This window comes from Ornithinibacillus proteolyticus (genome assembly GCF_039581225.1).
Taxonomy (GTDB): domain Bacteria; phylum Bacillota; class Bacilli; order Bacillales; family Amphibacillaceae; genus Ornithinibacillus; species Ornithinibacillus massiliensis.
On sequence record NZ_JBCPXV010000008.1, the window covers coordinates 1 to 19,111 of the forward strand.

The window sequence follows — 19,111 nt, forward strand, 5'->3', positions numbered from 1 at the left end:
TGGTGTCCTTTTTGTTTACTTTAATATCAGAAAATTGCGTGCAAAAAATAATAAGCATGGTCCTTACCGTTAAAACGTTGGTAAGGACCATGCTTATATTAATTTACTGGGGTTTTGTCCCAGCCTCATCCGTTTATTAAATATACTGGATGTTATTATAGATTCGTTATATTTGTAATTTTTATACATTTGGGTCTTTTGGCTCATTTACTATTTATCCCAAATTATGGTAGTTTTGGTGTAACAACTAGGGCGAAACACAATAAATTATTTAGATAAAGGGGTTATTGTTTAAGAAAAGGAATTAAGAAAGAAAAGAATTATTCTGTTATACATTTTTATTATCCATAAAGGGAGGATGAGATATAAAAGTAAAACAGCCTCCGGTCATTTTTATTTAGTTGACTCCGGTGAAACTGTTGCTGAATACGGTATGGATGTAACATTTTTTTATGATACTAGTCTTAATGCTGTTGGTGTGAAAGGAAGTAATACCTGGACTCTAAGTAAAAAATCTGGTTGGAAAGTAGACGACTGGGATTATACTGATACAATTTCGAATCAATATGTGGCTCAAGTAGGTATTTTTGGTTTATCTAAGGATAATAGACATAATAATACCGCGGAAATAAGGGTATATTGTGATCATTATGGAAATATAACGTTAGACATCTTTGATAATCATATAGGTCCTTATTACTGTTGTAATGTTGGCTGGTAATAAGGACCTTTTTTATTTTTTTCATAAATATTTTTTTAAAGGCGTATATTATTTTTCCGAGCTAGGAGTGATGCAGTGATTAGGTCTTCCCTCATTTTTCTGATACTAATTTTATTATTTGGTCTTTCGGCTTGCGTCTCACAAGATAAAGATTCTTCCACAATTACTAGTCCTTCTGAAAAAACAAATAAGCAAGGAAAGGAAAATAGTGAGATAACTATTGATAATATTGAACTATCTAATGAGATATCGAGAGCTTTTGGTATCGAAAGAAAATCATATATTCTAACAGATATTGAAGACATGGAAGATAAATTGGATGAATTATATGAAGACAGTAGTCAAATTTATCAACTTATCTTAGATGCACTTTATAATAATGATAATGAATATGAAAGAGCATCTACTACAGTCATTTTAATTAATAAAAACTTGAAAGAAGTAGTTTTAGGGTTTAAAAGTAAAAATAACGAAAAAATAGGAACTTTTATACGTCTAGATGGTAACGAAGAATGGCAAACTTTTGAGATAATTGAAGACTGACATTTAATCGTAGTAATGGGTTCCAAAAGTAAGGGTGTTTAATTATTAAGTCCTTATTATGTTCATAATGCTCCCAAAATATAGTTCAAAGCTGTTTTTTACTAAACAGATTTTATCAAGGGTGCGATGCCCTAAAATAAGATACAAAAGCAAAAGAAAATAAGTAGGCAATGGTTATCATTGTCTAATAGGTGCTTTAGTTTAACAAGATAATATAAATAATACGGTTTTAAATTACAAGTTTGGTTAATAAAGGTAACTTAGTATAGAACATTTTTTTAATGTCTATTTAATGGAGTTCCAGTAACTGTAAAAAGAGTATATAACTTTATTATGATATCGATCTGGATTGAGAACGGTACTGTGCGTTAGAAACGTATTTTAGTATAGAAATATTTTTTTATCTAACAGTGATATTGGAAAACAACTAAAAAGAAATCTTGATGTATCTAATGTTGTAAACGGGCACATTATTTCAGCACCCCATTTCCGAATTTGTTCAGCGAGAAATCTGAAATAATGTGCTAATTTTTCCAAGTTATTTCGGAATATGAAAAACTCTAGTCATAATAATCCAGTTTCAAACTCAAAAAGAGAACCCTAAAAAGGGTCCTCAACTTTCATGAAATGTTCTAACTCAACTCTTACTTTATAAACTTCCTTCATATGGAGTACTACTTTTATCTCTCCTCCTAAGGTGACAAACCAATCAAAGTCCTTTTCAAGCATTGCGTTAAAATACTGCCTTTGATCAACAGTTCAAAGGAATATCCTTGTTGTAACCAGTAATCCTGGTGTCCAATCCATAACCTCCATTCATGCTCTTCATGATTAAAAACAATGATTCCATCTGTCATCATATACCACTATCTTCAATTGCTAAGCGTACTACTTCTTCATTGATTTGTTCTTTCTTTAATTGAGCTCCGAATAGTAAGCTATTTATCGTTAACGTATTAATGACACGTGGCCACCCCTGAGATCTCAGGGCAATTGCCTCTAACGCGGTTTCGGTAAAGATAGGCATTTTTGCTCCTGCTAACTTCAGATGGTGTGCGATATACTTAGATATTTCTTCTTTCGCAAGAGGCTGCATCTCATATTTCATTATCAATCGCTGGGCTAAAGGGCGATGATGATTAATAGACAAACGTGTCTTTAGGTGTGGAAGTCCAGCTAAAACCAAGATAAACGGATTCGTTGAATCCATTTGAAAGTTAAAAAGAATGGCTAAATCCTGTAAAAAAGCATCTTTGGCCATATGCATCTCATCAAGTATAAATACAGGGGTAACTTTTCGTTCATTCGCCATTCGTTCAATCCCTTGTTGAATTTGACGAAATAAATCTACTTTGCGAAATGTAGGTTCTTCTCCAAGGCCATAAACTAAACCACGATAAAAGTCCATAACTCCTCCTGTTGAAAGAGGGAAATAAACAACATGATACAAAGAAGGATTAAGGGATTCTTTGAAAGAACGCAAAGTAAATGTTTTACCTGCACCTGGATCTCCGATAAGAAGGCCCATCCCTTTTGATCTTTTTAGGTAATCCAGTGCTCCAAGAGCACCTTGATAATCTGTTGATGAAAAAGCATCATCTGCACGTAAATCTTTCGAAAAGGGGGTTTGTGCCAAGGAATAAAAAGTCTTATACATCATCATTTCCCTCCATTTCTTCTGTTATGGTAAAGGGAGAACGAACTCGTTTCACGTGGGCATTGTCTTTCATAGATACAGGTACTGCCTCAGCGATTTTTTGATCATCCTCAAACACAAAAATACCCTTCTCATCAAAACGGACATCGATAGATTGTCCAATAAAACGTGGAGGCACTTCATAAAGTTGTCTGTTTAAAGTTATCGTACTATCAGCCTTGACCTTTCGATGTTCTCTCTTCAGAAAGATTGTATCTAAAATCGCTGTATTTTCTAAGAAGGTCATATTATCTAATTGTGCTTGATAAACCTCATGTGGAGTCTTTCCATCTAAAGAAGCATGGATGCCCAGGAGCTTTTCCATTGCTTTCCCAGCCTGTCGATAGGACACGCCTGTCACAGCCAGTTCCATCGCTAAATCCTGTACGACAGGACTCATCCCTTTCGCACCATCAAATGCTAAGTATTGATCCAATAAATACACATACTTTCCGGATTCTCTATCTTGGTAATAATTTCTTTCCAGTTCCACTTGTCCAAAAACGGATTCGAATTTTAATGTGCGTTTATCTTTTAAATAATATCTCTTCTTATCCCTGCCTAAAGCAATAGCTTCGTCTAATTCTATGAGTGTTTCAGCCATGACTTGAGAGAAGCTCTTCTGTAAAGCACGGTATGTAATAGTTTCTAATTCTTTCATTGTACTGTAGATATGATATCTTTTATATAGGATCCTCTTTCTGTAGTTTTTGTGTCGAAACTTAACTATACAAAAGTAGGATCCTTTTTTCATGGAAAATGCTTTTTATACTACCGCGCTCCGCTTGCTGGACCCCTTATAACTGTAAAAGTTTTGCAACTTTTACAGTTGTAAGGGGTGTATCCTCCCATAAACATTTTACTCTAACATGGTGGAGTTTCTGTTGGAACAAGATATAATGCCCCATTTTCTTCATAAAAATAGTAATCGACATATGCTTTCACAACATCCTCCGTCGTAATATGCTTAAAAGCATCTACAATAGATTCTTTATCAGGATATTCTAATACCCGATAATTCTCATCCGTTTCTTGAACAAGTGTATGCATAAACAAATCGGTCAATTGAACAATGTCATCATGCTGAATCGGATTCTGTTGACTAACTGGTACGGCTTGATTATTAGTAGTAGACACGGTTGATAGAACGAGGGCAATACCAATACTAATTCCAATAAGAATGAAATGTATTCTCATCACTATATCCTCCGACTAGATTCTATAGTATTACTATTCCCGATAATCTACTGTTACTAAACAAAGAAAGAGGAAACAGAGAGTCGGTCTCTGTTACCCAAATGAGGAAGGAAAGCAGAAAAAGGTAACTGAGAGTCGGTCTCTATGCCCTAAATGAGCAAGGAAAACAGAAAAAGGTAACTGAGAGTTGGTCTCTATGCCCTAAATGAGCAAGGAAAACAGAAAAAGGTAACAGAGAGTTGGTCTCTGTGCCCTAAATGAGCAAGGAAAGCAGAAAAATGGTAACTGAGAGTCGGCCTCTGTTACCCAAAAGTGGAAGGAGAGCGAAAAATGGTAACAGAGAATCAGTCTCTGTTACCCAACTTTGTTTACATATGTTTTTCATCCAATATTCCGATACTTTCAATATGTTGTTTTGTCGTATTATCACCAAGGTCATGTAACAATTGATATGCCTCCACCATTTCCGAATCATAGCTATCATTTGATTTATCATTATGATAAGGCATTATCGGTACATGTGCTCTCCAGAAACTATTATAGGAAGCATCATGCATATTGGCTAACTTAGCACGCAGTAAAGCAACCTCTTCATCCGTAGCATAAATCGTGAAACTATCGTTATTATGGTACTTTATTTGTGATATTTCACCACTACCTATTTCCACATAATATTTCTTTTTCTCCATTCACACCCACCTCCTGTTTTTTAATCTGTCTTAAAAGAGGAAAAGCATGTATCGAGAATAGAGATATTTTATAGTAAATCTAATAATTGATTTCGAACTAATTTATTGGAAGCATTTCGTGGTAGTCGTTCGACAAAATGAATTTCTTTCGGTAGTTTATATTTGGCTAAATGTTTTTTTGCATAGTCCAATATAGCTTCTTCACTTACTTCATTCTTGTCTGATACAACAAAGGCGATTGGTACCTGGCCCCAGTAGTCATCTGGTTTACCGGTCACTCCCACTTCTCGCACGCCATGATATGCAGACAAAACACTTTCAATTTCAGATGGATAGATATTTTCCCCTCCGGAAATAATTAAATCTTTTCTCCGATCTACTACATATAAGAAGCCTTCCTCATCTAGGTAACCTAGGTCACCTGTTGAAAGCCATCCATCTCGGAAACTCTTCTCATTTGCCTCTAGGTTATTATAGTAGCCTTTGGTTACCATTGGCCCCTTTACATAGATCTCCCCTATTTCCATAGGAATTTCTGTATCAATCCTGATTTGTGCAGGAAATAAGGCCTTTCCAGCTGAGCCAATTTTACGAAACGCATCCTTTGGACTCAATGTTACGATTTGAGATGAGGTTTCTGTCATACCAAATGACTGAAAGACTGGGATGTTTCTGTTGGTTGCTTTTTCTAATAACGGAACAGGAGCTGGTCCACCCCCTAATAGCATACAGCGAAAATGACTAGGAAATGGTTGATCGCCTTGTACCTCGATAATTCGTTGTACCATTACTGTGACCACTGAAGCTATCGTTACACCACGATGATAAATCGCGTCAAGAACTACCTGTTCATGAAACTTCTCAACCAAATATACTGGCATTCCATAAATGACACTCTTAAAGAAAATAGATAATCCACCAACATGAAAAAATGGAAGAACAGCTAGCCATTTATCTTTTTCTGATAATCCCAGATTTAATGCAGAACCGATAGCACTCCACCAGTGATTACCATACGTATGAATAACACCTTTGGGAAATCCTGTCGTTCCCGACGTATAGATGATGGTGAATGGATCATCAAGGTTAATTTCAGTAACAAGTGTAATATTTAATGGTTTTTCTCTTTCTAATGCAGTAAATCCTATTATTTGATTTGCGTTTAATTGGTTAGCCTTTTCCAATAAGTCATCTTGACTAATGACTGTGTTAATCTTGGCATCGTTTACTTGGTAATTTAGCTCTTCCTTAGTTAATCGTGTATTTAATAATACGGCAACGGCTCCTAAGTAGCTTAGGGCATGTACTAGCCGTATCATGGTTGGGTCATTATTGGATAAAATGCCTACATGGCTTCCTTTTTCAATTCCAAGATTGGCTATTTTTTTTGCTAATTCCTGACTTTGCTGCATTAATTCATAGAATGTAATCACTGAACCGTCGACCATTTCGATGGCGGGTCGATTGGGTGAAAGGGTTGCCTGTTTGGTAAGCCAGTGTGGCATAATTTCCGCCATAAAATCACCTCTTGAAAGAAGAACCTTTGCCATATCGCAAAGGTTCTTCTACTTATTCATTGCTTATTATCCATCGTTTACTTTCAACTACGCAACAGCCTCCGCTTTATTAAGGGAAACGTGGGAATTGATCGAAGTCTGGTTTTCTTTTTTCTTTGAATGCATCTCGACCTTCTTTTGCTTCATCTGTTGTATAGTAAAGTAGGGTTGCATCTCCAGCAAATTGTTGTAAACCAGCTAAGCCATCTGTAGCAGCATTGAATGATGCTTTTAAGAAGCGTAATGCTGTTGGTGATTTTTCAAGAATTTCTTCACACCACTGTAACGTCTCTTCTTCTAATTTCTCTAAAGGTACTACTTTATTTACTAATCCCATTTCATATGCTTCTTCTGCATTGTATTGGCGACATAGGTACCAAATTTCACGAGCTCGCTTTTGGCCGACCATTTCAGCCAATAAACCGGCACCATAACCAGCATCAAAGCTTCCTACTTTTGGTCCAGTTTGTCCAAATTTAGCATTATCTGCCGCAATTGTTAAATCACATACAATGTGAAGAACATGTCCACCACCAATAGCGTAACCAGCAACCATTGCGATAACAGGCTTTGGAATTGTGCGGATTAAACGCTGTAAGTCAAGAACGTTTAAGCGAGGGATTTGATCTTCTCCTACATATCCACCATGACCACGAACAGACTGGTCTCCCCCAGAACAAAATGCTAAGTCGCCTGCTCCAGTAAGAATAATGACACCTACAGATGAATCATCACGTGCATCGGCAAAGGCATCAATCATTTCATTTACCGTTAGTGGCGTAAAGGCATTACGCTTTTCTGGTCGGTTAATGGTGATTTTGGCAACACCATTATATTTTTCATAAATTATTTCTTCGTAATCACGAGCTTTTTCCCATTGTACAGCCATGATACTCCTCCTTCAAATACTATGTAATAAAGTTAAAAACCATCATGTAACGATTGAATTTTTCTTATGCAGATGTATAAGTTAGCTATTCTCTCTAATCTGCTAAAATAAACTCCTTTACTATTGTACCAAAAATAAAGGGTTCTTCCACATGAATTGCATGTCCAACATTTTTCACAATCCGCATTTCGCTATTAGGTAAGTATTCATACATCTTCTGGTTGATCCGTATAAACTTATCATCTAGCTCCCCAACTATCAATAGTACAGGTTTTGGGAAGGTAGCTAAATTCGTCCACCAGCTCGGTTGACTTCCTGTTCCCATTCCTCTTAGTGATAACGCTAACCCTTCCTTCGATTGTCCAAGTCTTTCCTGTCGAATCGCCTCTTTGACCTTAGGAGGTAGCGCTTTTTGTGATTGAAATAAAGGTATGTTTTCCCAAAAATCAACAAAAGCTCTTACATCGTCTCGCTCTATTTTCTGTGCCAGTTGCTCATCGTTCGCCTTCCGGTTGTTGCGTTCTTCTTCGGACGAAAGGCCAGGTGAGGCACTCTCTAGAATGAGTGATATTAGCTGCTCTGGATAAAACATCGAATACGATAATGCTGTTCGCCCTCCCATCGAATACCCCAATAAGTGGAATTGCTGTATACCGATTTCATTTAATAATACATGAATGTCATGACAGCACTGCTCCATTGAGGTGATGGATGGTGTAAAAGTTTGTCCATGGCCGGGTAAATCAATCACAATAATTTTAAACTGGTGCTGATACGTTTCGATAAATTGGTTCCAGGTATTTGTACTACCAGTAAATCCATGCAATAGTACAATAGCCTCCCCTTCCCCGTATACTTCATACCAATAACTTGCATCTCTTATTCGTGCTCTCACTCCATCACCGTCTTCAGAATTTCTTCCTCAATTCCACTCCACAGTTTTTTATGCCAATGGAAATTATCTGTTCTATCCGTTTTCACTTCTACAACCGATAATCCTTTTTCTTGATAGCTAGACTGTAATGCTTCTTCTAGTTCCATAGCAGTTGTAGGATTATAATAAGAACCACCATACATATCTATAGCCTTTTGAAATTCAATATGTAATGGCGTCCCAAACAATGCTTCAAAATGCTTTTCATTAGACGACTGTGGTAAAAAGGAGAAAATACCTCCACCATTATTATTTACGACTAAAATGGTTATATTGAGATGATAATGTTTAGCTGCTAATAAGCCGTTCATATCATGATAGAAGGATAGATCGCCTAATAATAAGGTGACGGGTTGTCCTGAGGCTGCTGCTCCCACTCCACTAGACACCATTCCATCGATACCATTTGCCCCTCGATTCGCTAAAAGCGTAAGTTTCTTCTTACTTGTCATTAAGAATGTATCTACATCACGAATCGCCATACTATTCCCTACGTATAAACTACTATTATCCGGGATTATCTCCACTAGCGTCTTGACTGCTTCCCCCTCGGTTAGTGATCCATCCGCTACCATTGCGATATGCTTTTTCACAATCTCATTCATCTGCTTCCATTGTGCTAACCACTCATTATCTTCCGCAATAATCGTGGGCGCTTCTTCTAGAAGATCTGAGCAGAACGAAACGGGATCCGCAAGAATAAATTCAGTTGGATTCCCTACTGGTTCTCTGTAACCTTCATGGTGTTCTACCACGTATTGATTAACATCGATATGGTCTTTTACATAAAAAAGATATGCTTTGGAAACAGGCATTGCTCCAAAACGGAGAATATAATCTGGCTTTAATGCACTCCTTATTTTCTCATTACGTAAAAATGCATCATATCCTTCGATTATATTCCTAGTAGCATGTTCACCTGTCCTCACTTGTGAAAGCGGGTCCGCTATAATTGGTAATCCAAACGATTCAGCAAGAAGAGAGACCGCTTCTGCTAATTCTTCGTTTACTTGGGGGCCACAGACGATCACCCCTTTTTTAAAGGAGGATAATTTAGCTGCAAATGGTTTCATAAAGCTGTCAGACAGCCGCTTTTGTCCCTCGTGCCATATCGTATACGGCTCCTGTAGCGGTTCACCCCAGAGATTTTCTAATGAAAAGTCAGGAATTAATGGCTCCCGGAATGGGAAATTCAAATGAACTGGACCTGCATTTCCTATTAATGCTTCGTTTACCGCTCGAGCTGCTCTTGTCCTAGCATACTGTAGCATAGAAGGAATTGCTTCCGGTAGTGCCATTTCATGGAAACTCTTTACATAATCGCCAAACAGTTTGATTTGATCAATTGCTTGTGGAGCACCAACATCCCGCAGTTCATGTGGTCTGTCAGCAGTTAATGCTAGTAATGGAACCCTGCTTTGATGTGCTTCCACTATGGCTGGAAAATAATTAGCTGCAGCTGTTCCTGATGAACAAACAAGTGCCACGGGCCGTTTTGTTTGCTTTGCTAATCCTAGTCCAAAAAAAGCCGCAGAACGTTCATCCAGTACAATCCATTCTTTAATGTCTGGGTGTTCTGCAAAGGTCATCGCAAGCGGTGTTGATCGTGATCCAGGAGAAATAACGACGTCGGTCAAACCACTTTTAGACAGCTCATCGACAAAGTTAGCTATATATCTAGTTAAGTTTTCAATATGATTCATCTATGTTATCCTCCTAGGACATTCAGCATCGGTAAAAATTTAATACTTGTTTCTTCCAATTCCGCTTCCGGATCTGACTCTTTTACTACACCACAACCCGCAAATAATGAAGCCTTGTCTCCTTTAAGAAGACCGGAACGTATAGCAACCGCAAATTCTCCATTTTGATTGCTATCCACCCAGCCAATAGGCGCTCCATACCAGCCTCGATCAAGTACCTCGTGCTCTCGAATGAACTGTAGGGCTGCTTCTCGAGGCTCTCCTCCTAAGGCAGGTGTAGGGTGTAATTTTTCAATCACATCAAAGACACTATTTCCTTCTTTAAAAATCCCTTTAACCGGTGTATATAAATGCTGTAAATTTTTTAGTTTATATAATACTGGTTTATCTGGGACCTGCATTTCCTTACAAAATTCCTGTAATGACTTTTTAATCATTTGAACGACAAAATCATGCTCTTCACGATTTTTCGGATCAAAAAGCAGCTGTTCCCCAATCGCTTGGTCCTCTTCATCTGTCTTACCTCGAGGTGCTGTTCCAGCCAAACAAGTTGACAATAACGCATCCTTCTCCACCTTCACTAATCGCTCTGGTGTGGCACCTACAAAACAGTCCCCCGCTTTTTCAAAGGCAAAGATGTAACTTGTCGGTTGCGATACAATGAGGTCCTGGATGACCTTAGTAACCTGAACAGGCTCTTTAAATTCTAGCTTTAACTCTCGAGCTAATACTACTTTATTAGCATGACCAGAGGATATAAATTCCGTACCTTTACGAACAGTCTCCTTCCACTTGGTGCGATTTACTTCTTCTTTCGAGACAAGACTTGGTTTACACAACCCATCCTCTCGATAGGACGTGAGGAACCTTTCTTGTTCAGCTAGCTGCTTTGCAATTGCTTCAGGATTATCTGCTCCATTGACACATACCGTTATAGTTAAATAAACACTCTCTTCTTTTTCCATTAATAGGAAGGTTGGAATACGCAATTCATTGGTCGCAAAGTTATCCCATAAAACGGTTCTCGGCTTTAACGGATCAAAATCCATTCCGCCGATTGCGGTAATTCCTGTTCCTGGTACGTGATAAGGGTTGTTCATAATGGCCTTTTGTACCAAAGCATCCCATTTCTCCTTCAATTGATGGGAATGATTTGCTTGAATTGCATAAGCAGTCCCAATTCCGACTAGTGTAAACTTATCTAATGTACTTTTCCAGAAAGAACGATTCATATGTAAATTTGTACTCGCTTCAAAAAAATGAAGGGGATCAATATAGTTTATTCTCTTTGTGAAACTTACTAGTCTTGATTCAGAGGGAAGCAAGTCTTGTATTACTTTTCTTAAAGTAGATTCAATTGTTTCCTCTTTAACCTCTATCATTTGGTTGCCCTCCGTTAGTACGTAATAGTCCCATTTTATTCTATTCCTTTTTTTCTCGTTTCTCAAGAAATCAAGTGCCAAACGACTATATTGGTTCTGAAAGGTAGTAAATATGGATTACTTCCATATTATAATGTAACACTTTATTCAATAAGACTATTCCTTTATTATTATCCGATTAGACCACATTCACTATTTATTTCTTTTATAAGACGCTTAACTTCGTTGACACTACCTCGCTTTTTGCCTAAACTTATAGTGATATTGAAAGATAAGGGGATTACAATTATGGCAACCAACAAAGATCATATCAAGAAAGCCTTAAATGAGCGTGATGGCTTTCAGGTATGGTGGAGACTACTTAGACCTCACACATTAACAGCTTCTTTCGTACCTGTGTTTATCGGTACAATGATTGCATTAAATACAGATGGTATTCATATTCTAGTATTTCTAGCAATGTTATTAGCCTCTATCTTAATTCAGGCTGCTACGAATATGTTTAATGAGTACTATGATTATGTTCGGGGATTAGACTCCGAAGAATCAGTTGGTATTGGTGGCACTATCGTCCGTGACGGCATTCAACCAAAAACTGTACTACGCTTAGCTTTAGTATTTTATGGTATTGCACTTTTATTAGGAATTTATATTTGTATGGTATCGAGCTGGTGGATTGCTGTTGTTGGTCTTGTTTGTATGCTATTCGGCTATCTATATACAGGTGGGCCGCTACCAATTTCGACTACACCGTTTGGAGAGTTATTTTCTGGACTATTAATGGGTACCGTAATTATTGGTATCAGTTACTTCATTCAAACTGGAGAAATAAATAGTCTTGTTATTTTTATCTCTTTTCCAGTCGCTATCTTTATTGGCTGTATTATGCTAGCTAATAATATTCGTGATTTAGATGGGGATGAAAAAGGCGGACGTAAAACACTTGCCATTCTACTAGGTCGAAAGAATGCGGTGCGCTTTTTAGGATTACTATTTTTTGTTGCTTTTTACTTTACCGCATATTTAATTATCGTAGGATTTTTACCGCTATGGTCACTCCTAACCTTTATTGCTGTTATACCTGCGATTAAAGTATTGATCGGATTTAAAGGAAAAACAGAACCCCTAGAAATGATGCCTGCTATGCAGTTGACTGCTAAGACAAATACGATATACGGGTTCTTACTAGGTTTATCTTTATTAATACATTATTTCATCTAAGAACTACTTAAATTAATGATAGGAGGAGAGTTCAGATGGAATTAACCAATACATTAATGGAGTCACTTGGCATTGAAACAGTCTCGATGGAGAAGGAATTAGTCGTCATGACGATGCCAGTTGATAAACGAACACATCAGCCATTAGGATTTCTTCATGGAGGGGCTAGTGTAGCACTAGCGGAATCTGCAGCAAGCTTAGGGGCGTGTTTACATGTAGACTTGGAGAAATATCATGTATTTGGTATTGAAATTAATGCCAACCATGTTAAAAGTAAGCGTGACGGAATCGTAACAGCTAAAGCAAAGCCCTTACATGTAGGTAGATCCAATATGGTATGGGAGATTAATATTGTTGATGAAGAAGATAATTTAATCTGTGTATCCAGATGTACGATAGGCGTAGTACCAAAGAAAGGCTGATCCAAGAGGATCAGCCTTTTTAGATTATGCAAATTTAGCTTGTTGTTGTTCTATCCAACGTCGCATTTTAATAAATACTGGTACAAATAATGCACCGATAATAATTCCTTTTATTACATTGAACGGTAGGATACCAACTAACACCATACCTAACTTCACAGAATGGGTCATCTCTCCCCACCCCATCATTAATCCATACACCGGTAAAAGTATGAAGTAATTAAACACACTTAAACCAATCGCCATAATAATAGTTCCTGTAATTAAGCCAGAGACAACGCTCTTTACATTTTTAAACTTATGATAAAGAATACCAATTGGGAATACGAGTAACACACCTGCTAAAAAGTTAGCTGTGACTCCTACAATTTCTCCCCCACCTATTGCCAGGTATAATACATTTTTTATCGCAACAACGATTACTCCTGCAAGCGGCGAGAAAATAAGGGATGCCATAATGGCTGGCACATCACTAAAATCAATCTTTAAATAACTTGGTAATAGCGGAAGTGGGAAGTTAAGAAAGAATAATAATAAGGACACCGCTCCAAGTAAGGATAAAATAATAAGTCTTGCTAAGTTGGATGATTGCATTGTTGTTTTTTGCATCATCAATTCCTCCTTCATCTAGTTATCGATTCCAATCGTGATGAAGGATAGCCTAATCATAAATATAAAAACCCTAAAGCCAGACCTAATCGGGGCTTTAGGGTTTATCGTAATCAATAGGAAATAAAGGCACATAAAATGTACCATGATTTGGCTCGACCTCTTCTCCCATCCAGACTTTAACTGTCGGTCCTGGATTTTCACCAGGTCAACCATTTGCAAAAACACAAACGGCTCACGGACTTAGAACATTTGTTCATTACCGTCGGTCGGGAATTGCACCCTGCCCCGAAGTGGAATCGATATGAAATTTATATAACCATATTAACGCAACCGTATCAAATTGGCAACACTTCTGCTTCAATTCACTCGTTCTATTTTACGGTAATTAAAAAGCAGTCTAAATGGCTAAGTAAAACCATCAGACTGCTATAAGCGTATATATATTCCTAGGTAAGCATCCTGCAAAGCAAGCGGTCTAGATTAACTTAGTCCAGTGGGTTTAAACTTTCTTCCCCGGTTAAATCCGCAATCATCTCGACTAATAATGCAATTTCTTGATCCATATCTTGTAGACTTACTGTTTCTACTGGTGAATGCATGTACCTTAGTGGTAAGGATACTAATGATACTGGTACACCCTTCCCTGTATAACGCATCTTGTCTGCATCTGTTCCAGTATGACGAGGGGTTAATTCATATTGAACATCCATCTTTAGCTTTTTAGCTGCCCTTTCTAATAAATCGTTCATTTTACGGTTTATCGGAGCTCCTTTTGCTAATACTGGTCCTTTTTCTAGGCGAATATCCCCATATTTATTCGTATTGACACCAGGATAGTCTGTAGCAAATGTTACATCACATGCAATAGCCATCGTAGGTTCTATTCCTGCTGCAGCGAAATAGGCACCACCCATATTAGTTTCCTCATTTACAGTGCTTGCAGCATAAACTCCAACCTGACATCCTTTTTTCTTAAGCAGTCTTAACACTTCAGCCACAATAAAGGCACCAGTTCGATTATCTAAGCCTCTTCCAGAAACATAGCGATCCATTAGAATTTCAGGTTCGGTTTTATAAACAACTAAATCCCCTATTTGAACAACTTGCTCCGCTTCCTCTTTTGTGCGAAAGCCACAATCGATGAATAAATCCTCTAAGCCAAAATCACTTTTCAATCCACCATGGTGTTGAGCATTCACTCCTATAACTCCGGTCACCGTTTTACCGTAGCCTAATACTGTCGTCTTCATTCCAACTGCTGCATTAGGATTAATCCCACCCATTTTATCAAAATGTAAAAAACCATGTTCATCAATGCGATTAATAACTAAAGCTATTTCATCACAATGACCAGCTAACAACACTTTAAAAGGCGCATCCGGATTCAAAACTCCAATTACATTGCCAGCATTATCTGTCAACACTTCGTCTGCAAATGACTGATAATAATCACGCATCTTCCGTTGAATTACCACTTCATCACTAGATGGTGATGGTGTTTTTAATAGTTCAAGTAAAAATTCTTGGTTCATTTTTTCCAAACCTATCTCAACTCCTCTTCTATGTATCGATATTACCATCATAACAAAATTGTCCGATATCGAGCACTTTTATTTACGGAAACGATCCATTATTATTAAAATTGAATTATCAAAAAGAAATTGGAGGTCGTTATATGAGCTTAAATCATTGGTTTAATAAAGCTATCCCTAGTCAAGAATATATTGATGCAATGGAATCACATAAGGAAAATCTTCTACATATTTACAATAGTTTCACACTACCTGAGGACGAAGAATTCTTTTCAACATTAACGAATCAACACCTTCGTGTAATCGTAATTACTGAGGATTGGTGCGGGGATGCTATGTTAAATACCCCAATACTACTCCATTTAGCAGAGAAGACTAATATGGAGGTACGTATGATTCTAAGAGACCAAAATCTCGAATTAATGGATCAATATTTAACAAATGGAAAATCTCGTTCTATTCCTATTTTCATCTTTATCGATGAGTCTGGAAACGAAGTGGCTAAATGGGGCCCACGTGCAGAATCTGTCCAACAATTTGTGGATACCATTCGTGCAGAGCTTCCAAATAAAGAAGCAGCTGACTTTAAAGAAAAGTTTAATGAAATGATTCAAACGATGACCCAACGATTCGTATCAGACGAAAAAAAATGGAACGAAGTGTATAAAAGCTTGAAAAATACGTTAGCTAATTTATCGTAAGAATAAAACGAAACTTGTTTTTGAAAAAGCCGAATGATGTGCTACGTTTTTCTGATATAAATGTAAACTCCAAAGTGTGTTATCTCCACGCATGAGCTTCACTATTCGACTAGTTTGCATAGCACAAATTCACCTATACGGAACAGAACCAATCGTATATTTTCAGAATGTGCCTGGATGTACCATCATTCGCTTTTTCTTTACTTCAAACATTATTCTCCCATCTCTTTTTCTCTATAGTTCTCCAAAAATAGCACATACTAATGAGACACAGAATTAATTAGGTGAGCATATGAACATTGAACTGTTTAAGCATATTTACTTTCGTCTTCCAATACTAGTTAGACTTTTTCTAACCATTTTATTGGTCATGCTCTTTTTCGGCACAGTTATTCACTTCATCGAACCGAAGCAATTCCCAACTATTTTTGACGGGATCTGGTGGGCTGTTGTAACGGGAGCAACCGTCGGATATGGCGATTATGTACCATTAACACTATTGGGCCGAATCATTGGCATTGTCCTTATCTTAACTGGTGGTGGACTTCTCACCTTTTATATCACCCAGTTTGCAGCTACCACCGTTCAACATGAATCAGACTTATCCCGTGGCAAAATTGCCTATAAAGGAAACCATCACATTATTATCATAGGATGGAACGAGCGATCGCGAATAATGATGAACAGAATTTTAAAGCATGATCCGAAGAAAGAAATCGTCCTCATTGATCAAACGGTTTCGCAAATGTCCTATCGGGATTTTCCAATCCATTTCATCCACGGTGACCCGACAGATGATTACTTCTTGCAAAAAGCGAATATTAAGGAAGCAGAAAAAGTCGTCATTACGGCTGATGATCATAAAAGCGAAAAACAAGCCGATAATCAGTCTATCTTAACCGTCGTTGCAGTGAGAGGGAATCATGACAAAGTCCCTATAATCGTAGAGATTATGACAGATAATCAAATTGATAATGCAAAAAGAGCTGGAGCAAGCACCATTCTTCGCCCAAATGATTTCATGAGTGCACTATTGTATCAAGAAGTATTCAAAGGCCACTCTAAACCGTTCGAGACGATTATTCACTTTTTAGATGCACAACAGTTTCATCATAATGAAGTGCCGGAAGAATGGGTTGGCTACCCCTTCCACGAAATCATAAATCCATTACAAAAGAATGGCCGTCTTCTACTTGGCATTCAGCGAGATGGTGAATGGATATTTAATCCTCAACAGGAATTGTTACTAGTTAAAGGAGACATATTAATTACTTCCATACCATGGGAACGATAATGTTTTGCCCTAATCCAATATGTATGGTATAATATTTTATTGTGTGAAAAGAAACGAAGGTATAGGAGATGTTCAGCATGACAGATAAGATTGAAGTAGGTCAGATTTTTACTGGTAAAGTAACAGGTATTCAACCATATGGTGCATTTGTTGCACTTAACGATGAAGTACAAGGATTAGTTCATATCTCAGAAGTAACACATGGTTTCGTGAAAGATATTAACGATCATCTTTCTGTTGGTGATGAAGTGAACGTGAAAGTTCTAAATATCGATGAGGAGAAAAATAAAGTATCCTTATCTATCCGTGCAACGGAAGAACCACCAAAGAAACAAGCTAAGCCTCAAGCTCCAGCTAAACAATCAGTAAAACTTGAAGAAAACACTTCTGGGTTCAATACACTAAAAGAAAAACTTGAAGAATGGATTGAACAATCCGAATTTAAAAACTAATACTTGATAGCTAGAGGCTTCTCCCATCAACATTACCTACTTTTCGTTAATATTGATGGTAGGAGCCTCTTCCTATGTATTTTGATTTTCTATATGAGGAAACTACTTTATAATAATATCTAAAAGGAGGATACCATGTCACATATACAATTTTCATATCAACATGCACTAGATTTCATTAATAAGGAAGAGCTAGACAATTTAGCTGAATTTGTTACCGTTGCACACGAAGCAATACATAACAAGACTGGCCCTGGAAATGACTTTTTAGGATGGGTTGACTTACCACAGAATTACGACAAAGAAGAATACACCAGAATACAGGCCGCTGCTAAAAAAATTCAAAATGACTCTGATATTTTACTTGTTATCGGGATTGGTGGTTCCTATTTAGGGGCAAAAGCTGCTCTTGAAATGCTAAACCATTCATTCCAAAACCTATTATCTAAAGAGCAGCGTAATGTTCCACAAATCATTTTCGTAGGGCATCATATGAGCTCCACATATATGAAGGAATTATTCGATGTTCTTGAAGGTAAAGACTTCTCCATTAATGTAATTTCTAAGAGTGGAACGACGACAGAGCCTGCTATTGCTTTCCGTATTTTCAAGCAATATTTAGAAGAGAAATATGGAAAAGAAGAAGCGAAATCACGTATTTTTGCTACAACAGATAAAGCGAAAGGCGCACTTAAAGGGGTAGCCGATGACGCTGGATATGAAACATTCGTAATTCCAGATGATGTTGGCGGACGTTTCTCCGTATTAACGGCAGTCGGTTTATTACCAATTGCGGTTAGCGGGATTCAGGTAGATGACATCATGCAAGGTGCACTTGATGCAATGAATGATTTCAACGAGTCTTCTCTTGAGAAAAACATTGCTTATCAATACGCAGCAGTCAGAAATGTTTTATACAATAAAGGTAAAACGATTGAAATGCTAGTAAATTATGAGCCAGGACTACAATATTTCTCTGAATGGTGGAAGCAGCTTTATGGTGAAAGTGAAGGTAAAGATCAAAAGGGTATCTTCCCAACATCTGCAAACTTCTCAACAGACCTCCATTCATTAGGACAATACATCCAAGAAGGTCGTCGTGATCTGTTTGAAACAGTCCTTCATGTGAATCATGCAAAATTAGAGATGACACTTGAAGAGGACGAAAACAATTCTGATGGGCTTAATTATCTAGCTGGTAAAACGATTCATGAAATTAATGACAAAGCATACCAAGGTACATTATTAGCTCATACTGATGGAGGAGTACCTAATCTTGTTATTGATTTACCAGCACTAGACGCATACACATTTGGATATCTTGTGTATTTCTTTGAAAAAGCATGTGCTTTGAGTGGGTACTTATTAGGAGTAAATCCATTTAATCAACCTGGTGTAGAGGCATATAAAAAGAATATGTTTGCATTACTTGGAAAACCTGGTTTTGAAGCTGAAAAAGCAGAACTTGAAAAACGTTTAAAATAAACGAAAAGAAGCAGGAACAATAAAATAACATTTAAAGAAAGACCGAATGAATAGGACATGACCCTAATCATTCGGTTTTTTA

The 19,111-nt window shown here is 37.3% G+C and carries 18 protein-coding genes, 2 pseudogenes and 1 riboswitch; of the genes and pseudogenes, 8 read left to right on the top strand and 12 right to left on the bottom strand.

All coding sequences use genetic code 11. The annotated features are described in order from the left end of the window. Nucleotides 1-358 precede the first annotated feature (358 nt). Together AAIB49_RS05595 and AAIB49_RS05600 are read left to right on the top strand one after the other, a co-directional pair. Nucleotides 359-721, top strand: a complete 363-nt coding sequence (locus AAIB49_RS05595) for a hypothetical protein (protein ID WP_339214203.1) — start codon at nt 359-361, stop codon at nt 719-721. A gap of 75 nt (nt 722-796) precedes the next feature. Next, complete coding sequence (locus AAIB49_RS05600) at nt 797-1,264, top strand: hypothetical protein (RefSeq protein WP_339214201.1); 468 nt, start codon at nt 797-799, stop codon at nt 1,262-1,264. 856 nt (nt 1,265-2,120) lie between these two features. Here the strand turns inward: AAIB49_RS05600 and AAIB49_RS05605 are convergent. The 10 genes and pseudogenes from AAIB49_RS05605 to AAIB49_RS05650 form a co-directional block, all read right to left on the bottom strand. After that, nucleotides 2,121-2,921, bottom strand: coding sequence for an ExeA family protein (locus AAIB49_RS05605; protein WP_343457500.1), 801 nt, complete (start codon nt 2,919-2,921; stop codon nt 2,121-2,123). Continuing rightward, nucleotides 2,914-3,264: pseudogene (locus tag AAIB49_RS05610) on the bottom strand (Mu transposase domain-containing protein); the annotation flags it as partial. The gene AAIB49_RS05605 and the pseudogene AAIB49_RS05610, both read right to left, overlap by 8 nt. An 18-nt stretch (nt 3,265-3,282) precedes the next feature. Then, nucleotides 3,283-3,714 (bottom strand): annotated as a pseudogene (locus tag AAIB49_RS05615) (UPF0236 family transposase-like protein); the annotation flags it as partial. A 110-nt stretch (nt 3,715-3,824) separates the two neighbouring features. Continuing rightward, nucleotides 3,825-4,157, bottom strand: a complete 333-nt coding sequence (locus AAIB49_RS05620; protein ID WP_339214197.1) for a hypothetical protein — start codon at nt 4,155-4,157, stop codon at nt 3,825-3,827. Nucleotides 4,158-4,525: 368 nt separating this feature from the next. Then, a complete protein-coding gene (locus AAIB49_RS05625) occupies nt 4,526-4,846 on the bottom strand; it encodes a hydrolase (RefSeq protein WP_339214195.1) in 321 nt (106 codons plus the stop codon). A 68-nt stretch (nt 4,847-4,914) separates the two neighbouring features. Next, nucleotides 4,915-6,363 carry an o-succinylbenzoate--CoA ligase gene (locus AAIB49_RS05630; RefSeq protein ID WP_343457453.1) on the bottom strand — a complete coding sequence of 483 codons (1,449 nt, stop codon included), beginning with the start codon at nt 6,361-6,363 and terminating at the stop codon, nt 4,915-4,917. Nucleotides 6,364-6,472: 109 nt separating this feature from the next. Further along, nucleotides 6,473-7,291, bottom strand: coding sequence for a 1,4-dihydroxy-2-naphthoyl-CoA synthase (gene menB, locus AAIB49_RS05635; RefSeq protein ID WP_186870894.1), 819 nt, complete (start codon nt 7,289-7,291; stop codon nt 6,473-6,475). 94 nt (nt 7,292-7,385) lie between these two features. Then, nucleotides 7,386-8,186, bottom strand: a complete 801-nt coding sequence (gene menH / locus AAIB49_RS05640) for a 2-succinyl-6-hydroxy-2,4-cyclohexadiene-1-carboxylate synthase (RefSeq protein WP_339214191.1) — start codon at nt 8,184-8,186, stop codon at nt 7,386-7,388. Then, nucleotides 8,183-9,928, bottom strand: coding sequence for a 2-succinyl-5-enolpyruvyl-6-hydroxy-3-cyclohexene-1-carboxylic-acid synthase (menD, locus tag AAIB49_RS05645; RefSeq protein ID WP_343457454.1), 1,746 nt, complete (start codon nt 9,926-9,928; stop codon nt 8,183-8,185). The genes menH and menD overlap by 4 nt, the downstream gene beginning before the upstream one ends. Nucleotides 9,929-9,933: 5 nt before the next feature. Further along, nucleotides 9,934-11,310 carry an isochorismate synthase gene (locus AAIB49_RS05650; protein WP_339214187.1) on the bottom strand — a complete coding sequence of 459 codons (1,377 nt, stop codon included), beginning with the start codon at nt 11,308-11,310 and terminating at the stop codon, nt 9,934-9,936. 288 nt (nt 11,311-11,598) lie between these two features. Here AAIB49_RS05650 and AAIB49_RS05655 point away from each other — a divergent pair, with 288 nt between their 5' ends. Continuing rightward, the gene (locus tag AAIB49_RS05655; protein WP_343457455.1) at nt 11,599-12,531 is read left to right on the top strand and encodes a 1,4-dihydroxy-2-naphthoate polyprenyltransferase; all 933 of its coding nucleotides are present in this window, start codon (nt 11,599-11,601) and stop codon (nt 12,529-12,531) included. A 35-nt stretch (nt 12,532-12,566) separates the two neighbouring features. Further along, nucleotides 12,567-12,953 (top strand): hotdog fold thioesterase, encoded by a 387-nt coding sequence (locus AAIB49_RS05660; RefSeq protein ID WP_343457456.1) that lies wholly within the window; start codon nt 12,567-12,569, stop codon nt 12,951-12,953. 24 nt (nt 12,954-12,977) lie between these two features. Here the strand turns inward: AAIB49_RS05660 and AAIB49_RS05665 are convergent, their stop codons facing one another. Beyond that, the gene (locus AAIB49_RS05665) at nt 12,978-13,562 is read right to left on the bottom strand and encodes an ECF transporter S component (RefSeq protein ID WP_343457457.1); all 585 of its coding nucleotides are present in this window, start codon (nt 13,560-13,562) and stop codon (nt 12,978-12,980) included. 156 nt (nt 13,563-13,718) lie between these two features. After that, nucleotides 13,719-13,862: riboswitch (FMN riboswitch) on the bottom strand. 188 nt (nt 13,863-14,050) lie between these two features. After that, the gene (locus tag AAIB49_RS05670) at nt 14,051-15,106 is read right to left on the bottom strand and encodes a M20/M25/M40 family metallo-hydrolase (protein WP_339214181.1); all 1,056 of its coding nucleotides are present in this window, start codon (nt 15,104-15,106) and stop codon (nt 14,051-14,053) included. 134 nt (nt 15,107-15,240) lie between these two features. Between AAIB49_RS05670 and AAIB49_RS05675 the strand changes: the two genes are divergently transcribed. The 4 genes from AAIB49_RS05675 (at nt 15,241) to AAIB49_RS05690 (ending at nt 19,029) form a co-directional block, all read left to right on the top strand. After that, the gene (locus AAIB49_RS05675) at nt 15,241-15,798 is read left to right on the top strand and encodes a thioredoxin family protein (protein ID WP_339214179.1); all 558 of its coding nucleotides are present in this window, start codon (nt 15,241-15,243) and stop codon (nt 15,796-15,798) included. Between the two features lie 292 nt (nt 15,799-16,090). Beyond that, entirely contained in the window at nt 16,091-17,092 is a 1,002-nt protein-coding gene (locus tag AAIB49_RS05680; RefSeq protein WP_343457458.1) for a potassium channel family protein, read from the top strand. 77 nt (nt 17,093-17,169) lie between these two features. Further along, the gene (gene yugI / locus AAIB49_RS05685; RefSeq protein WP_339214176.1) at nt 17,170-17,544 is read left to right on the top strand and encodes a S1 domain-containing post-transcriptional regulator GSP13; all 375 of its coding nucleotides are present in this window, start codon (nt 17,170-17,172) and stop codon (nt 17,542-17,544) included. A 135-nt stretch (nt 17,545-17,679) separates the two neighbouring features. Continuing rightward, nucleotides 17,680-19,029, top strand: a complete 1,350-nt coding sequence (locus AAIB49_RS05690) for a glucose-6-phosphate isomerase (RefSeq protein ID WP_339214174.1) — start codon at nt 17,680-17,682, stop codon at nt 19,027-19,029. Nucleotides 19,030-19,111 lie beyond the last annotated feature (82 nt).

Excerpts from the sequence above, each read along its gene's own strand:
- AAIB49_RS05595 (WP_339214203.1), top strand. The coding sequence starts at position 359 with ATGAGATATAAAAGTAAAACAGCCTCCGGTCATTTTTATTTAGTTGAC.
- AAIB49_RS05675 (WP_339214179.1), top strand. The coding sequence starts at position 15,241 with ATGAGCTTAAATCATTGGTTTAATAAAGCTATCCCTAGTCAAGAATAT.
- menB (WP_186870894.1), bottom strand. The coding sequence starts at position 7,291 with ATGGCTGTACAATGGGAAAAAGCTCGTGATTACGAAGAAATAATTTAT.
- AAIB49_RS05630 (WP_343457453.1), bottom strand. The coding sequence starts at position 6,363 with ATGGCGGAAATTATGCCACACTGGCTTACCAAACAGGCAACCCTTTCA.
- AAIB49_RS05655 (WP_343457455.1), top strand. The coding sequence starts at position 11,599 with ATGGCAACCAACAAAGATCATATCAAGAAAGCCTTAAATGAGCGTGAT.
- AAIB49_RS05690 (WP_339214174.1), top strand. The coding sequence starts at position 17,680 with ATGTCACATATACAATTTTCATATCAACATGCACTAGATTTCATTAAT.
- yugI (WP_339214176.1), top strand. The coding sequence starts at position 17,170 with ATGACAGATAAGATTGAAGTAGGTCAGATTTTTACTGGTAAAGTAACA.
- AAIB49_RS05605 (WP_343457500.1), bottom strand. The coding sequence starts at position 2,921 with ATGTATAAGACTTTTTATTCCTTGGCACAAACCCCCTTTTCGAAAGAT.
- AAIB49_RS05680 (WP_343457458.1), top strand. The coding sequence starts at position 16,091 with ATGAACATTGAACTGTTTAAGCATATTTACTTTCGTCTTCCAATACTA.
- AAIB49_RS05660 (WP_343457456.1), top strand. The coding sequence starts at position 12,567 with ATGGAATTAACCAATACATTAATGGAGTCACTTGGCATTGAAACAGTC.
- AAIB49_RS05620 (WP_339214197.1), bottom strand. The coding sequence starts at position 4,157 with ATGAGAATACATTTCATTCTTATTGGAATTAGTATTGGTATTGCCCTC.
- AAIB49_RS05625 (WP_339214195.1), bottom strand. The coding sequence starts at position 4,846 with ATGGAGAAAAAGAAATATTATGTGGAAATAGGTAGTGGTGAAATATCA.
- AAIB49_RS05650 (WP_339214187.1), bottom strand. The coding sequence starts at position 11,310 with ATGATAGAGGTTAAAGAGGAAACAATTGAATCTACTTTAAGAAAAGTA.
- menD (WP_343457454.1), bottom strand. The coding sequence starts at position 9,928 with ATGAATCATATTGAAAACTTAACTAGATATATAGCTAACTTTGTCGAT.
- AAIB49_RS05665 (WP_343457457.1), bottom strand. The coding sequence starts at position 13,562 with ATGCAAAAAACAACAATGCAATCATCCAACTTAGCAAGACTTATTATT.